Below are 16,529 nucleotides of genomic sequence, written 5' to 3' on the forward strand. Positions count from 1 at the left end.
GCAACAATGTCCATTCTCTTTCAGCTAGTGTGTTTTTGTTTCTTTTTATCATGTATGTTTCTGACTACAAATTTCCAGTTATTTTTTCAGATAGCTGAATTTTCTGTATTACAATGCGCCTACATAATTTTTTTTTCACGTATACAAAATGTCTACATTTATTTATAAAAACCTAATTATTATATGTTTATATATATGTATTTTTGTGTATAAAGGTTTTATGAGTTTGCAAAAAATGAATAAAGTTTTATTATCTGTTATTTTATTATTAATGTCCTGTTTATATTTTGCCCAAAGCGATAAGGATGTTAATCAGCAACTTGTTTATACCCTTTTATATGGTAATGAAAAAGCCAAGGCAAAAGAAATTATAGAGTCGGAGTTCTTAAAATCGGATAATGACTCCAGAAAGGTTATTGGGTACGTCTATTTGGCGGACTATTATGCTTTACTAAAAGATGTTGTAAAAAGAATAGAGGCTTTAGAAAAGGCACAGGATATAGCTTCAAAAACTAAAAACGCTATAGACAAAGCTTATGTAGATCAGGGCTATGCTAAATATTATCAGAAGCTGGATAAGGACGAATTATTTGTAAAGTCAGTTAATGAAAGCATTATTACTTTTAGCAAATATCGCAATGAGAACTTCATGCTTGCCACATTGTATTTTCTTAAATATAATTATTCCACCAAAAAGATGCTCAATAAATATGGGGAGGAAGACTATACCAAGGCAAACCAATATGCATTAAAATCTAAGAATAATTTATTGATCAACTCTACCTATAATAACCTCGGATATTATTACCGGAAGAGATATGAATTGTCAAATGAAAAGAAATTCCTTGCTGCCGCGCAGGAAAGCTATCAGAAATCTTACCAATATGCTTTGCAGATAAAAGAACCGGCAGCCCAGAAAAGATCATTAATAGCCTATTATCTGAACTATGGTGTAATGGTTAATACTGTAAAACCTATAGATTATAACAAGTGCTTGGGATTGTACAATAAAGTACTCACTTTGAATAAAGATGATGACAATTTTGAACAGTTTACGACATTTGCTTACAATAATATTGGTTATGTATATGAGGCAATGGGTAAAAATGAATTGGCAAAAGAATATTATTTAAAGGCTTATTCTCTCTCAAAGAATGACAAGGAAATTTTCTTGAGTGATAAAATGGAAATCCTTGAAAATCTTTCGCGCTTACATGAGAAGATTGGTCAACCGGAAAAGGCTCTTGTTTATGAACGGGATGCTAAAAATCTGATTAAAAATTATAGCGAGGAACAGTCTCATAATACAGCAAAAACATTGGATGTATTTTATCAGGCACAGCAGAAAAATCAACAGATAAAGCAATTGGAAGAAAAGAATAAAATATTTAATAAACGGAAGTTTCTTTATCTGGGAATTATTCTCCTTTCCATAGCCACTATAATCTTTCTGATTTATACCCTTAGGTATAAACAAAACCTATTGGTAGCTGAAAGAAACGAAACAGAACTTCTTTTACAGCTTGAGCAGGAAGAAAAAGCCCGTATGAAAGCAGAACAGGAATTGTGGGTCATACAGCAGGAGCAGTTGCAGAAAAAAGCATTGGCAGCATCGCTTCAACTCAATCAGAAAAATACTTTCATCAATGAGTTAAAGGAAAAGGCTAAAGATATAAAAGACTTTAATCTGAACCGTATTCTGAAGGAAGAGCAATCTTCTGATACCAACTTTAGTGCAATACAAAACATTGTGCAGGAGGTTCATCCTAACTTCTTTAAGCGCCTGAATGAAGTTTCTAAAAGTAAACTGACCAATCAGGACCTTAGATATGCGGCCTATATTTACCTGAATATGGATAACTTGCAGATTGCAAGTGCTCTGAAGGCAGATCCTAAAACAGTTAGAATGACTAAATACAGACTAAAACAGAAAATAGGTTTAGGCAAAGAAGAAGATCTGCAGGCTTTTATACAAAACCTGCAGTTATAATAAGTTACTTTTTTAAGCTCTGGGCTGTAATAATTTGGCAACTAATGCAGTCCACCCGGTCTGGTGCGAAGCACCTACACCACGACCTGTATCGCCATGGAAATATTCATAAAAAAGAATATAATCTCTGAATTCAGGATCGTTCTGTAATTTCTCATAGTCACCATTGAAAGCTCTTCTTCCGTTTTCGTCACGAAGGAAAATCTTACATAGTCTCTTACTCACATCCTCTGCAATTTCATTCAGATGACGCATTTCATTGCTTCCTTTAGGGTATTCGATTTTATAATCATCCCCAAAATAGAAATGAAAGCGCTGTAGACTTTCTATAATCAGAAAGTTTATTGGAAACCAAATAGGACCACGCCAGTTACTGTTACCTCCGAACATATCGCTGTCGCTCTCAGCTGGTAAATATTTTACGGTGTAATCATTTCCACCCGCATGCAGCTGAAAAGGTTCTTTTTCATACACTTTAGATAGCGCCCGGATTCCGTAATCACTTAGGAATTCTTCAGGGTCAACCATTCTTTCCAGAATCTTTTTAAGACGATGTCCACGCAAGATACTCAGCAAATGCTTGCGTCCCTGTCCTTCAACATCGAAGTGCGAAACCAATGCTGCCAGTTCAGGTTTATGAGATAAAACCCAGTCCATTCTTTTGGCAAAATTAGGAAGCTTTTCCAGGTAATGGTGTTCAATTACTTCTACCGCAAACATAGGGATAAGCCCTACAATACTACGCAAACGAAGATCAAAACTTGTTCCGTCGGAAAGCTGTAAAACATCATAGAAGAAACCATCCTCTTCATTCCACAATCCTTGTTTGTCATCCCCAAGGCTGTTCATGGCTTCTGCAATATAAAGAAAATGCTCAAAGAATTTTGTGGCCATGTCCTCATACACAGGATTGTATAGTGCTAATTCCAGTGAAATACGTAGCATATTCAGAGAAAACATAGCCATCCAGCTTGTGCCATCTGCCTGTTCAAGATGTTCTCCGTTGGGAAATACTGTATTTCGGTCGAAAGCACCAATATTATCCAGGCCAAGGAAACCCCCTCCGAAAATGTTATTTCCATTCATATCCTTACGGTTAACCCACCAGGTGAAGTTCAATAACAATTTCTGAAATACAGATTCCAGAAAGTACAGATCGGGCTTGCCGTGTTTCTTCTCATCAATTTTAAATACCCTGAAAGTTGCCCATGCGTGTACGGGCGGATTTACATCACTGAAATTCCATTCATATGCTGGCAGCTGTCCGTTGGGGTGCATATACCATTCGCGGGTAAGCAGCAAAAGCTGTTCTTTTGCAAAATAAGAATCCACAAGACTTAGTCCCACACAATGAAAAGCCAGATCCCAGGTTGCATACCAGGGGTATTCCCATTTGTCGGGCATGGAAATAATATCTTTATTATTTAGAGTTTGCCAGTCTTCATTCCGGATATAGTAGCGGGATTCCGGCGGATGGATTTCATTAGGATCTCCTTTTAGCCATTTGGAAACATTGTAATGATAGAACTGTTTATTCCACATCAATCCGGCAAAAGCCTGTCGCTGGACTCTGCGTTTATCTTCATCGGTTACATCTTTTTGAAGCTGGTTATAATAGTCTTCATTTTCTGTTACCCTGTCTCCGAATATCTGATCAAAATCTGCGAAAGGATTTTCCTGATCGGTACCTAACCGGAAACGATAGGTTTTCTTTTCTCCCGGAAGCAAGGAAGTTTCAATCTTTAAAGCAGCCTTTGTTCCTTTCTTCTCAGGATTAATAGTTGCTGTATTGTTTGTCAGAATATACTGGTTGATTCCGTCTTTGGCAAAAGGCTCAGAATCATTCCACTGATAAAGCCTTTCCGTATTACTTTCGTTATTACAAAACATGCTTTCACAAGGTATTTCGGTAAATAGCTTTTTAATCAGTATTTCCTGATGATCAACTTTAATTCCGTTAAAATCTACCGAAAGTTCAGGTTTGTAATTATCGTATCCCCAGCACCATGTATTCCGGAACCATAATGTCGGGAAAATACTCAGGGGAGCTTCTTTAGGTCCTTTATTTTCAACAGTAATTTGAATCAGAATATCATGAATATCGGCTTTAGCATACTCTATTGTAATGTCAAAATATTCATTATTATCAAAGATACCTGTATCTATAATCTCGTATTCCCGTTCTGCCTTTCCTCTACTTCTGTTTGTTGTAATAAGATCCTCATAAGGGAAAGCATTCTGCGGATACTTGTAAAGCATCTTCATGTAGCTGTGTGTAGGGCTGCTTTCCAGATAATAGAAAAGTTCTTTTATATCTTCACCATGATTTCCCTGGCTGTTACTAAGTCCAAAGAAACGTTCTTTTATCATTTTGTCCCGATGATTCCAGAAGCCTAAAGCAAAACATAAAGTCTGATCCTGATCACTTATTCCTGCAATGCCTTCTTCTCCCCAGCGGAATGTTAATGCTTCAGCTGAGTCATGTCCCGTATAATTCCAGGCATCACCATTTGCACTATAATCTTCCCGTACCGTTCCCCATTGTCTGTTACTTACATAGGGCCCCCATATTTTCCAGTCAGGATTTTTTAATCGGTTATATTCTTGTGTCATGTTTTTATTTATAGTTCATCATAGTAGTTAGTATCAAGTCGTTAATTATAAAGTTATTAATACTTTTTCTAACTTCATAATATCTACTTGTACTTAAAATTATCCACCCGTTGAAAAGCTTTCAAAAGTAGTCATGCCGCCATCTATAAAAATGCTGGCGCCAGTGATGTAATCCGAGTCGTCACTAGCCAGAAAAACAGCCAGTTTTCCAATGTCTTCAGGTTTCCCGATTCTGTTATATGGTATCAGGTTCATCAGTGAATTGTAAGCTTCCGGAGTATTCCACGCATTGGTGTTAATCGGAGTCTGAATCGCTCCGGGACATATGCTGTTTACCCGTATTTTATCAGCTCCATATTCCTGAGCCAGCGTTTGCATCAGCATTCTTATAGCACCTTTACTAGCGGCATAATTAGCATGTCCGGCCCAGGGAATAATTTCGTGAACGCTGCTGATGTGGATTATTTTTCCTCTTGCTACAGATTTTGCAGGATCTATATCTCGTCTTAAAAATTCTCTGATAGCTTCACGGGCACAAAGAAATTGTCCGGTAAGATTAATGTCTATAACTTGTTGCCATTGCTGCAGAGTCATATCAGTAAACTTTGCATCTTTCTGCACCCCGGCATTGTTGATCAGGATATCTACGGTACCGTATTGCGCAATAACATCCTGAAACATTTTTATAACTTCATCTTCCTTACTTACATCGCATTGATAAGTCATTCCGGAGCCGCCATCATGGGTAATTTCTTTTAAAATTGCCTCGGCAGCAGGCTTAGATGTTTGAGAAGAGTGATTGATAATAACTGTAGCACCTGAGGCTGCAATACACTTGGCGATGCCACTACCGATACCGCTGCTGGCACCTGTAATAATAGCAATTTGATTTTGGAGCTTCTGTTCCATATTTTTTATAATTTGTGTTTGTTGGTGAGGTCTGATATACAATTTTACAAACTGTATGCAAAATTTGAATACCAAATACCATAACAAATGTATAAATTTGTTCATCAAAAAGAATTTTAAAAAATCTTAAATAATGAAAATAGAACTGAATAGAATTGATGATAATTATCTGTTTGAATTAACCAATCAGAGAGGGCATAAAATTATTTTAGATAATACGTCTGAAGACGATCCACAGGGAGTTAGCCCAATGGAGTCGGTACTAATGGCATTGGCCGGATGCAGTAGTATAGATATGGTTTCTATTCTGAAGAAACAGAGACAGGAAATTACCTCTTTTTCCGCTGATGTAGAGGGGGAGCGAGTAAAAGTAGACGAGGCTAAACCGTTTCGTAATATTCACGTAATATTCAAACTGGAAGGAGAAATTGATGGTAAAAAAGCAAACAGAGCGGCCGAACTTTCTTTTGAAAAATATTGCTCGGTTTCTAAATCACTTGATCCACAAATTAAAGTTACCTGGGAAGTTTTGGTAAACGGAACTTCAACAAAATAGAAATACATTTTGTATTAAAACAATAATGGGCAATAGGTGATTAATACTCTTAGAATTACTTATTGCCCATTACTTATTATGGACAATTAACAAGTATTTTTATCTTTTTTTTGCAAAAATCCATATTGTTTGTATCTTTGCAGCCAAGATTAGTTCTTTAACACGATTGAAAATGTTATCAGGAAAGGCCGAGGGAATAGACCCTATGACGCCTTAGCAACCCTTCGCCTGTCGAAGAAGGTGCTACATTCTACCATTTGGGATAGATAACGTTACTGAATTTCTTTCAGCCTTTTTCCGGGCATTTTCAATTTTATAGAATCAAAAAATATAAAATTGAAAGATTATCTTCAAACTATTAATATTAAAAATTTTACTACCCAATCGGGGAAGGTATACGATATTCCGTTAACCTATGAGATTTTCGGACAAGAATTGTATACGGCTCCTGTTGTATTGGTTAATCATGCATTAACCGGAAATTCTGGAGTAACCGGAGAATTGGGTTGGTGGAAAGAAGCTATTGGTGAAGGGAAGCCTGTAGATACCAACACTTATACAATTCTGGCATTTAATATTCCGGGTAACGGATATGACGGTTTTCTAATAGACAATCCCAAAGATTTTGTAACTAAAGATATTGCACGATTATTCCTGCAAGGATTGGATGTGCTGAATATTAATGAGCTTTTTGCTATTATTGGTGGATCATTAGGCGGTGGAATTGGTTGGGAAATGTTAGGATTAAATAATGCCTTGGCTCAGAATTTTATTCCTGTAGCAACAGACTGGAAAACCTCAGATTGGCTATATGCACAATGCCTGGTTCAGGATTTTTTACTTACACAATCCGATAAGCCTTTACAAAAAGCACGTATTCATGCGATGCTTTGCTACAGAACACCGCAATCTTTAAATGAAAGATTTGGTAATAAAATCCATGAAGATAGGGAACTTAGAAAGTCTGAAGACTGGCTTAATTTTCATGGAGAGAGACTTAATGAAAGATTTACATTGTCAGCTTATAGTATGATGAACCAACTTCTTTCGACTATTGAAACCGTTAAGGTAGGCAGCAAGTCTTTCGAACAACTGGCGACCATAAAAGCAAATATATTTATCGTTTCAGTAGACAGTGATCTATTTTTTCCGGCATCGGAAGATCACCAAACATATACTGAACTGAATAAAATAAAAAATAATATAAAGCATTTCATCATAAACTCTGTTCATGGGCACGATGCTTTTTTGATGGAATACGAACAATTGAATAACATCTTACACAATATATTTAAGAAGTAACATGAAGGTTTTAAAATTTGGAGGAAAGTCTCTGGCAAACGGATTAGGTCTGGAAAAGACATTAGAAATTATCAAGCATAAAAAAGCGAATGAAGAAGATATTTGCGTAGTAGTTTCAGCAAGAGGGAATGCGACAGATGAACTGATTGCGCTATTGGAAAATGCCAGAAACGGACAGTGGGAAGAAGAAGACTGGATTAACTTTAAGGAAAATCAGTTAAAAGCAATTCCACAGCAACAGGATATCGTGGATACTGATTTTCATAATCTGAAAAACTTCTTTGCAGGTGTTAAGTTGTTAAAGGATTATTCTTTGAAAACTAAAGATGAGGTACTAAGCTTTGGTGAAGTTATTTCTGCTAAAACATTGGTTCAGGTTCTTATCAACGAAGGAATTTCTGCCAAATTTGTAGATGCAAGAAGCTTCTTGATTACCGATGATCGTTTTGGTAATGCCATTCCTAAAGATGAAATTTCTGAAAAAAATGCACAAGCTGTATTCCAAGAGTTCTATAGTAATGGTGTTATTCCGGTTGTAACAGGGTTTATTGGTGTAACCGAAGAAGGTGAGACCACAACATTAGGAAGAAACGGGAGTAACTATTCAGCGGCTTTAGTGGCTAAATTTATCAATGCTGAGATCTTAGAAAACTATACACATGTAGACGGTGTTTTCTCTGTAAACCCTGAGCTGGTAGAAGATGCCCGCCATATAGAAAATCTGTCATTCCAGGAAGCAAACGAGATGGTAAACTTCGGAATGAATGTTCTTCATGATAAAACGATCTTACCTCTTATAGATAAAAACATTCCGCTTAAGATATTGAATACCTTCAAAGGAATAGATCAGACAGGTACTCTTATTTCAAATGATAAGAACAATACTTCTGTAAAATCTCTAATGCTGCAGGAAAACAAGTCGCTTGTAGTTTTCGAGGGAAGAGGATTACTAGGGAAGGTGGGAATTGATGCAAGATTTTTCAGTGCATTACACCGTGCCGGAGTTAGTGCCGGAATTATCTCTCAGGGATCTTCCGAAAGAGGAATGGGAGTAGTGGTAGATGAGAAAGATGCACCAAGAGCATTGGAAGCACTTCGCAAAGAATTTGCAAGAGACTATGATACCAAAGATGTACAGAGTATCCACAGTATTGATGGATTAAGTGTTATTTCTATTATCGGACAGAAAATGTCTCATTTTAATCAGTCATATAACGCACTGATCAAAAATCACGTAGAACCTTTATTAATAAGTAATACAGTTTCTGGTGCTAATGTTAGTATTGTAATAAGCAAAGAAGATACAAGTAAGGCTCTGAATATTATTCATGGTGAATTGTTCGAAAATCCAAAGCAAATTCATCTGGCTATTATCGGACACGGAACAGTAGGGCGCGCGTTGATTAATCAGATCCTGAATTCTACTCATGATATTGTAAACCGTAAGAATACACACATTAAAATATTTGCCATCAGTAATTCCAAAAATTTAATCCTTGATAAAAAAGGAATTGGAAAAGACTGGGAAACACAATTGCAGACGAGTGCAGTTCCTGCGAATATCGAAACATTATTAAAGTACGCTAAAGAAAATCATTTAGAGAACCTAATTGCGGTAGACAATACGGCCAGTAGTGTATTTGTGGAAAATTACGAGCTATTGGCTGAAAATGGATTCGACTTAGTATCTTCTAACAAAATTTTCAATACCCTGCCTATTGACCGCTATAAAAATCTGCGTAAGGTACTGGAAGATAAAAATAAGAAATACCTGTATGAAACGAATGTAGGGGCAGGTTTACCACTGATAGATACGATTAAGCTTCTGCATCTTTCTGGAGAAAATATTACCCGTGTAAAAGGCGTATTCTCAGGATCTCTTAGCTATATTTTCAATAATTTCTCTGTAAGAGAAGATGCCTTTAGTACAATCATAAAAGAAGCAATGGATAAAGGTTATACCGAGCCGGATCCACGTGAAGACCTTTCCGGAAATGATGTCGCAAGAAAATTGTTGATCTTGGCTCGTGAGCTGGATTTGGTAAATGAATTCTCAGATATCAATATTCAGAATCTGATTCCTGAAAATCTTCAGAGTATTGCGAAAGAGGAGTTCCTTTCCCGTTTGGAAGAACTCAATACGGAGTATGAACAACTAAAAAAATCTCTTCCGGAAGATCATGTATTGCGTTATGTTGGAGAACTGAAAGGAGATTTACAGAAAGAGAAAGGGCAACTGGAAGTGAAATTAGTTTCCGTACCAAAATCTGCAAGCTTAGGCCAGGTAAAAGGATCGGATTCTATTTTTGAAATCTATACAGAATCTTATGGTGAAAATCCTATTGTAATTATGGGAGCCGGAGCCGGAGCAGAAGTAACTGCACGAGGTGTCTTTGGTGATATTTTAAGAGTAAGTGAGAATAAATAAATATTATATATAATGTAACAATATAACAATTTAGCAATGTGCCAAAATTCAACTACAATGTGGATTGTTAGACTGTTACATTGTTATATTGGTAAACTTTTTGAAAATGGAAAATTTTGAAACTCAAGCGATAAGAACTCAAACAGAAAGAACGCAGTACGATGAACATTCAACTCCGTTATTTCTAACATCCAGTTTTATATTCCAGGATGCAGAAGATATGAGAGCTTCTTTCGCTGAAGAAAAAGAAAAGAATATTTACAGCCGTTACAGCAATCCTACAGTGAATGAATTTACCGATAAAATGGTAAAGCTGGAAGGAGGTGAGGCTGGTTATGCTTTTTCATCCGGAATGGCAGCCGTTTACAGTACTTTGGCTCCTCTTCTAAACAGTGGAGATCATGTATTAAGCTGCCAGTCTGTATTTGGATCTACTCATACACTTTTTACAAAGTATTTTCCGAAGTGGAATATCAATACTACTTACTTCAAAGCTGATGAGGTAAATGATATCGAGAAATATATAACACCGGAAACTAAGATTCTTTATGCGGAAACACCAACAAACCCAGCTATAGAAATTCTTGATCTGGAAGTATTAGGGCAAATTGCTAAAAAAAATAATCTGATCTTTATAGTGGATAACTGTTTTGCAACACCTTATTTGCAGCAGCCTATAAAATATGGTGCCGACTTAGTAGTGCATTCTGCAACCAAGCTAATCGACGGACAAGGACGTGTATTAGGTGGGGTAGTTGTAGGAAAAGCAGATCTTGTTCGTGAGATTTATCTTTTTGCAAGAAATACAGGACCATCGCTTTCTCCATTCAATGCATGGGTGTTATCCAAAAGTTTGGAAACATTAGCCATTCGCGTAGAAAGACATTGCGAAAATGCACTGAAAGTTGCAGAGTTTTTGGAAGCGCACCCGAATGTAGTAACAGTGAAATATCCTTTCCTTAAATCACATCCTAATCATGAAATTGCTAAAAAGCAAATGAAATTAGGTGGAAATATTATTGCTTTTGAAGTAAAAGGCGGACTGGAAAAAGGGAGAGCTTTTATGGATAACATAAAGCTATGCTCACTGTCACCAAATTTAGGAGATACCAGAACTATTATTGTGCACCCGGCATCTACAACACATAGCAAGCTTACAGAAGAAGAACGATTGGAAGTAGCTATTACTCCGGGGTTGGTAAGATGTTCTGTAGGATTGGAAAATGTAAATGATATTATTGCGGACCTAAAACAAGCTTTGGAAGCCATAGGTTAGGTTGTTGGTTTTTGGTTGCCAGTTTTTAGTAATACTTTTTAATACATATATCATGAAAAAAGAATACACTGAATTAGAAGTCTGGCAGGAAAGCCGAAAATTGACAAATATAGCTTACAGATTAATGCAGAAGTATCCAAAAGACGAATTGTTTGGAATAACAAGCCAGATACGAAGAAGTGCAGTTTCAGTGCCTGCTAATATTGCTGAAGGCTGTGGAAGGCGAACAGCCAATGATACCATACAATTTTTACATATTGCGAGAGGCTCACTTTATGAACTTGAAACACAGTTTTATATATCATACGATCAGAATCATATTTCGGAAGATGAGTTAACTGTTGTATTGGGGAAAACTCTGATCTGTAAAAAACTTTTGAACGGTTTTATTAATTATTACAAGAACCTATAAAATGAAAAACCAAGATATAATACCAACAACCGATAACCAGAGACTGGCAACTCTCTATGATATTATTAAAGAGCGAATCCTTATTCTGGATGGGGCTATGGGGACAATGCTACAGCGACATAAATTTGAAGAAGAAGACTTCAGAGGAGATCGCTTCAAAGATTGGCAAAGTCCTTTAAAAGGAAATAATGACTTGCTTTCTTTAACACAGCCACAAGCTATTGAAGATGTGCACAGACAATATTTTGAAGCTGGTGCAGATATTATTGAGACCAATACATTCTCCGGAACTACAATTGCAATGGCAGATTATGGGATGGAAGAACTGGTAACAGAGCTTAACTATGAATCAGCGAGAATTGCCAGAAAAGTTGCAGATGAGTATACCGCAAAAACACCGGATAAACCTCGATTTGTTGCAGGAGCTATTGGTCCTACTAATAAAACGGCAAGCCTTTCTCCGGATGTGAATGATCCGGGATATCGTGCAATTACCTTTGACGAACTTAAAGAGGCTTATAAACAACAGGCTAAAGCTTTATTGGATGGAGGTTCTGATATTTTATTGGTAGAAACCATATTCGATACCCTGAATGCTAAAGCAGCACTTTTTGCTATCGACGAGATTCAGGATGAAAGAAATATCCGTGTACCTATTATGGTGAGCGGGACAATTACGGATGCCTCCGGGAGAACACTTTCTGGACAAACTGCCGAAGCTTTTCTTATTTCGGTTTCACATCTTAATTTGCTAAGTGTTGGTTTCAATTGTGCTTTAGGGGCTCAGCAGCTGACACCATATCTGGAAGTATTATCACATAATACAGATTTTGCAGTTTCTGCTTATCCAAATGCTGGTTTACCAAACGCATTCGGGCAATATGATGAAACACCCGAGGATATGGCGGAACAAATTAAGGAGTTTGTAGACAAAGGACTAATCAACATTATCGGAGGATGTTGCGGAACAACACCGGAGCATATTAAAGCTATTGCAGATTTAGCTAAAAACTATAAGCCAAGAGTGATATCTGTTAAGGCTTAAGGTAGATTTTATAAATAACAATTATTAATTTAAAGTATAGTAATATAGGTAGTTATAGGGTAAAGATGAATTTTCATTTTTTGTAAATTTGTTAGAACATCACAAATAATTACAAATGAAACATCCGACTTATTCTAAGAATACTGATGAAATACATTTATTCAACGAGCTAAGAAAACGAGTGAACCAGAGAATTGAAGAAATACCGGAAAATCGGGATAGATACATCCAGATTAAAGCTATTCTTCTGCCAATTGTATATTTTGGCAGTTATTTTCTTGCGATTTTTAATGGGGATAGACCATGGCTTTATATAACCTGTTATGTTTTAATGGGGTTTACACTGGTTTTAATCTATCTGAATCTGATTCATGAAGCAGCTCACAACAATATATATAAAACCAAAAAATATAATAAATGGATTCTGAAGTTATTCGACTTTATTGGTGCGAATAGCTATATATGGCAGAAAAGACATATTGTAAGCCATCATGCTTTTCCCAATGTAGATGGTTGGGATACCGATGTGGAACAGAGCGGTCCGATAAAAATTTTCCCACACGTGGAAGCAAAGGGAATTCAGAAATATCAGGACAGATATTTCATTTTTGCTTATCCGTTCTACCTGTTCAACTGGATGTTGGTTCGGGATTTCAGAGACTTTTTCGACAAAGAAAGAGTTATTTATAAAACTCATGGAGAAGCTCCTAAAGCAGAAAAAGTGAAACTGATCCTTTACAAATTACTTTACCTTTTCTATCAGATAGTAGTTCCTGTTTTATTTCTGAAAGTATCTTTCGGATTAGCTTTTGGGGCGTGGGCTCTGGAAATATTGGTAGCAAGTGTATTTGCATTATTTGTATTGTTGCCACTGCATCCGCTGCCGGATAATGAATTTCCACTACCGGATGAACAGAATAATTTACCATTTAGTTGGTTAAGACACCAGTTGGAAGTAACAAATGATTTAAGCAACAATAATTGGTTTATTCGTCATGTACTGGGGAATTTTAATTTCCATGTGGCACATCATTTATTCCCCAACTACAGCTATGTATACTATAATGAGATTACAGAAGAAATAGAAAATTTTGCTCACGAGAAAGGGTTTGTTTATAAAAGATTTCCATTACTCACAGCATTGGGCAAACATTATCAATTATTAAAATATAATGCGAATAACATTCCTCTGAGGCATGTCTTCGAGGAGCTTGATTCCTAATCAAGAATGAGAAATGCCTGTAAAAAGCATTCCATTTGGTAAAAATACCGCAAAGCGGTAAATTAAAAGTAGACGAATGAAATATCTAAAGCTATCGGGGCTTGAGCCATTGGTGATTACACCAGAAAGTAACTTTATAAACGTAGGGGAAAGGACAAACGTTGCCGGATCTAAAAAATTTCTGAGATTAATCAAAGAAGAAAAATATGCTGAGGCTTTAGATATTGCCCGCCATCAGGTAGAAGGAGGAGCTCAGGTACTGGATGTTAATATGGACGACGGCCTTCTGGACGGTAAATATGCTATGGTGAAGTTCCTGAATCTTATTGCTTCCGAGCCGGATATTGCAAGGATTCCTATTATGATTGATAGTTCTAAATGGGAAATTCTGGAGGCAGGCCTACAGGTTGTTCAGGGAAAACCCGTGGTGAACTCAATCAGCTTGAAGGAAGGTGAAGCCAATTTCATCGATCAGGCAAAGAAAATAAAGCGTTACGGAGCAGCTGTTATTGTAATGGCATTTGATGAGGTAGGACAGGCAGATAATTATGAGCGTCGTATAGAGATTGCTAAGAGGTCATACGATATTCTTGTTAATCAAATAGACTTTCCGCCGGAGGACATTATTTTCGACCTTAATATATTCCCGGTAGCTACCGGTATGGATGAGCACAGACGGAATGCTATCGATTTTATAGAAGCTACCCGTTGGGTAAGAACCAATCTTCCTTATGTATCAGTAAGTGGGGGTGTTTCCAATGTGTCTTTCTCTTTCAGAGGAAACGATGCAGTGAGAGAAGCAATGCACTCTGTATTCCTTTACCATGCTATTAAAGCAGGAATGAATATGGGAATTGTGAATCCGACAATGTTGGAAGTTTATGATGAAATTCCAAAAGATCTACTGGAGCTGATAGAAGATGTAATGCTGGATCGCAGGGATGATGCAACAGAAAGACTTCTGGATTTTTCCGAAAGAGTAAAATCTGTCAGAAAAGAAAAAACTGAAGACCTGGCCTGGAGAGAGCAACCGCTTCAGGATCGTATTACGCATGCTTTAGTGAAAGGTATAGACCGATTTATTGAAGAAGATATAGAAGAAGCCCGTCAACAAGCTAAACGCCCTTTGGATGTTATAGAAGGTAATCTCATGACCGGAATGGGAGTTGTTGGGGATTTGTTTGGCAGTGGGAAAATGTTCCTGCCTCAGGTTGTGAAATCTGCCCGTGTAATGAAAAGGGCAGTGGCATATTTACAACCCTATATTGAAGCTGAAAAAGATACAGGCCGTCCGGCTGCTGGAAAAGTATTGATGGCAACTGTAAAAGGTGATGTACACGATATCGGAAAAAATATTGTAAGTGTGGTATTAGGTTGTAACAATTACGAGATTATAGACCTTGGTGTAATGGTTCCGGCTGAAAAGATTATTCAGACAGCTATAGATGAAAAGGTAGATATTATTGGTCTTAGTGGTCTTATTACACCGAGTTTGGATGAAATGGTTCATGTTGCCAGTGAATTGGAACGAAAGAATCTGGATTTTCCGCTTCTTATCGGTGGTGCTACAACATCTAAAGCGCATACCGCAGTGAAAATTGATCCGTCATACTCTAATGCTGTAGTACATGTAAACGATGCTTCCCGTGCTGTAAATGTGGTTTCCAGTTTGCTGAACAAAGAAAAATCTAATGTTTATACACTGGACCTGAAAACTGAATATGAAGATTTCAGAGAGAAATTCTTAAACAGAGGTGAGCACAAAGAATATGTAGCACTGGAATTTGCAAGAAAAAATAAATATAAAATAGACTTTAAATCCGAAGATATTGTGAAACCTGCTAAACCGGGAATTACGATTATCGAAGATCAGCCATTGGAAGATTTATTAGATTATATCGACTGGTCACCATTTTTCAGAAGCTGGGATCTTCACGGAAGATATCCGGATATTTTGAAAGATGAAGTAGTGGGGGTGCAGGCAACGGAACTTTTCCACGATGCTCAGAAAATTCTGAAAAAGTTGATTGAAGATAAAAGCTTAACTGCTAAAGCTATTTTTGGCCTATTCCCGGCGAATGCTGTGGAGGATGATATTTTTCTGCAAAATGAGCAAGGTGAAGATATTGGCAAATTTATTACATTACGGCAGCAGGCTAAAAAATCAGAAGGAAAAGAATATCTGGCTTTGGCAGATTTTATAGCACCAAAAGAAACCGGAATTCAGGATTATGTAGGGTGCTTCTGTGTAACTGCTGGTTTCGGAGCAGACGAAGTAGCAGCAAAATATAACGAAGAAAACGACGATTATAATTCCATTATGGTAAAAGCCTTAGCAGATCGTTTTGCTGAAGCCTATGCTGAATTTTTACACTATAAAATACGTAAAGAATACTGGGGGTATGCTTCCGATGAAAATCTGAACAACGAACAGATGATCAAAGAAGAATATAAAGGAACCCGTCCCGCACCGGGGTATCCGGCTTGTCCGGATCACCTGGAAAAAAATATGATCTGGGATGTTCTCAATGTTGAAGAAAATATTGGTGTAAAACTAACAGAGAGCCTGGCAATGTGGCCGGCAGCCAGTGTTAGTGGTTATTATTTTGCCCATCCTATGAGTAAATATTTTGGACTGGGTAAAATAAAAGAAGACCAGCTTCGGGATTATACAGAACGTAAAGGCATCGATTATGATGTTGCAAAGAAATGGTTGAGTCCTAATTTGGCCTAGAAAATTGACCAAATAAAATATTGTTAAAAACAATTACATCCT

Annotated in this window: 11 protein-coding genes and 1 riboswitch; of the genes, 9 read left to right on the forward strand and 2 right to left on the reverse strand. The window is 37.0% G+C overall.

The window, feature by feature from the left end; genetic code table 11:
• Positions 1 to 235 precede the first annotated feature (235 nt).
• Complete coding sequence (locus tag BAZ10_RS13225) at positions 236 to 1,990, forward strand: tetratricopeptide repeat protein (RefSeq protein ID WP_078772427.1); 1,755 nt, start codon at positions 236 to 238, stop codon at positions 1,988 to 1,990.
• Between the two features lie 12 nt (positions 1,991 to 2,002).
• On the opposite strand, the gene BAZ10_RS13230 is transcribed toward BAZ10_RS13225, so the two are convergent.
• Together BAZ10_RS13230 and BAZ10_RS13235 are read right to left on the reverse strand one after the other, a co-directional pair.
• The gene (locus BAZ10_RS13230; protein WP_078772428.1) at positions 2,003 to 4,603 is read right to left on the reverse strand and encodes an MGH1-like glycoside hydrolase domain-containing protein; all 2,601 of its coding nucleotides are present in this window, start codon (positions 4,601 to 4,603) and stop codon (positions 2,003 to 2,005) included.
• Between the two features lie 99 nt (positions 4,604 to 4,702).
• Complete coding sequence (locus BAZ10_RS13235; protein WP_078772491.1) at positions 4,703 to 5,512, reverse strand: glucose 1-dehydrogenase; 810 nt, start codon at positions 5,510 to 5,512, stop codon at positions 4,703 to 4,705.
• Positions 5,513 to 5,645: 133 nt separating this feature from the next.
• Here BAZ10_RS13235 and BAZ10_RS13240 point away from each other — a divergent pair, with 133 nt between their 5' ends.
• From BAZ10_RS13240 to metH, 8 genes are all read left to right on the forward strand, one after another.
• Complete coding sequence (locus BAZ10_RS13240; RefSeq protein ID WP_078722388.1) at positions 5,646 to 6,068, forward strand: OsmC family protein; 423 nt, start codon at positions 5,646 to 5,648, stop codon at positions 6,066 to 6,068.
• Between the two features lie 172 nt (positions 6,069 to 6,240).
• Positions 6,241 to 6,341, forward strand: a riboswitch (SAM riboswitch).
• Between the two features lie 63 nt (positions 6,342 to 6,404).
• Complete coding sequence (locus BAZ10_RS19445; protein WP_078772429.1) at positions 6,405 to 7,370, forward strand: alpha/beta fold hydrolase; 966 nt, start codon at positions 6,405 to 6,407, stop codon at positions 7,368 to 7,370.
• Position 7,371: 1 nt separating this feature from the next.
• Positions 7,372 to 9,798, forward strand: a complete 2,427-nt coding sequence (gene thrA, locus BAZ10_RS13250) for a bifunctional aspartate kinase/homoserine dehydrogenase I (protein WP_078772430.1) — start codon at positions 7,372 to 7,374, stop codon at positions 9,796 to 9,798.
• Between the two features lie 106 nt (positions 9,799 to 9,904).
• On the forward strand, positions 9,905 to 11,074 hold the full coding sequence (locus BAZ10_RS13255; protein ID WP_078772431.1) for a trans-sulfuration enzyme family protein: 1,170 nt from the start codon (positions 9,905 to 9,907) through the stop codon (positions 11,072 to 11,074).
• A gap of 52 nt (positions 11,075 to 11,126) precedes the next feature.
• Entirely contained in the window at positions 11,127 to 11,486 is a 360-nt protein-coding gene (locus BAZ10_RS13260) for a four helix bundle protein (protein WP_078772432.1), read from the forward strand.
• Between the two features lies 1 nt (position 11,487).
• Positions 11,488 to 12,531 carry a homocysteine S-methyltransferase family protein gene (locus tag BAZ10_RS13265; protein ID WP_078772433.1) on the forward strand — a complete coding sequence of 348 codons (1,044 nt, stop codon included), beginning with the start codon at positions 11,488 to 11,490 and terminating at the stop codon, positions 12,529 to 12,531.
• A gap of 115 nt (positions 12,532 to 12,646) precedes the next feature.
• On the forward strand, positions 12,647 to 13,753 hold the full coding sequence (locus BAZ10_RS13270; RefSeq protein WP_078772434.1) for a fatty acid desaturase family protein: 1,107 nt from the start codon (positions 12,647 to 12,649) through the stop codon (positions 13,751 to 13,753).
• A 76-nt stretch (positions 13,754 to 13,829) separates the two neighbouring features.
• Entirely contained in the window at positions 13,830 to 16,487 is a 2,658-nt protein-coding gene (gene metH, locus BAZ10_RS13275) for a methionine synthase (protein ID WP_078772435.1), read from the forward strand.
• The last annotated feature ends 42 nt before the right edge of the window (positions 16,488 to 16,529 follow it).

This window comes from Elizabethkingia occulta (assembly GCF_002023715.1).
In the GTDB taxonomy this organism is placed as follows: Bacteria; Bacteroidota; Bacteroidia; order Flavobacteriales; family Weeksellaceae; genus Elizabethkingia; species Elizabethkingia occulta.

Excerpts from the sequence above, each read along its gene's own strand:
- BAZ10_RS13225 (WP_078772427.1), top strand. The coding sequence starts at position 236 with ATGAATAAAGTTTTATTATCTGTTATTTTATTATTAATGTCCTGTTTA.
- BAZ10_RS13230 (WP_078772428.1), bottom strand. The coding sequence starts at position 4,603 with ATGACACAAGAATATAACCGATTAAAAAATCCTGACTGGAAAATATGG.
- BAZ10_RS13235 (WP_078772491.1), bottom strand. The coding sequence starts at position 5,512 with ATGGAACAGAAGCTCCAAAATCAAATTGCTATTATTACAGGTGCCAGC.
- BAZ10_RS13240 (WP_078722388.1), top strand. The coding sequence starts at position 5,646 with ATGAAAATAGAACTGAATAGAATTGATGATAATTATCTGTTTGAATTA.
- thrA (WP_078772430.1), top strand. The coding sequence starts at position 7,372 with ATGAAGGTTTTAAAATTTGGAGGAAAGTCTCTGGCAAACGGATTAGGT.
- BAZ10_RS13255 (WP_078772431.1), top strand. The coding sequence starts at position 9,905 with ATGGAAAATTTTGAAACTCAAGCGATAAGAACTCAAACAGAAAGAACG.
- BAZ10_RS13260 (WP_078772432.1), top strand. The coding sequence starts at position 11,127 with ATGAAAAAAGAATACACTGAATTAGAAGTCTGGCAGGAAAGCCGAAAA.
- BAZ10_RS13265 (WP_078772433.1), top strand. The coding sequence starts at position 11,488 with ATGAAAAACCAAGATATAATACCAACAACCGATAACCAGAGACTGGCA.
- BAZ10_RS13270 (WP_078772434.1), top strand. The coding sequence starts at position 12,647 with ATGAAACATCCGACTTATTCTAAGAATACTGATGAAATACATTTATTC.
- metH (WP_078772435.1), top strand. The coding sequence starts at position 13,830 with ATGAAATATCTAAAGCTATCGGGGCTTGAGCCATTGGTGATTACACCA.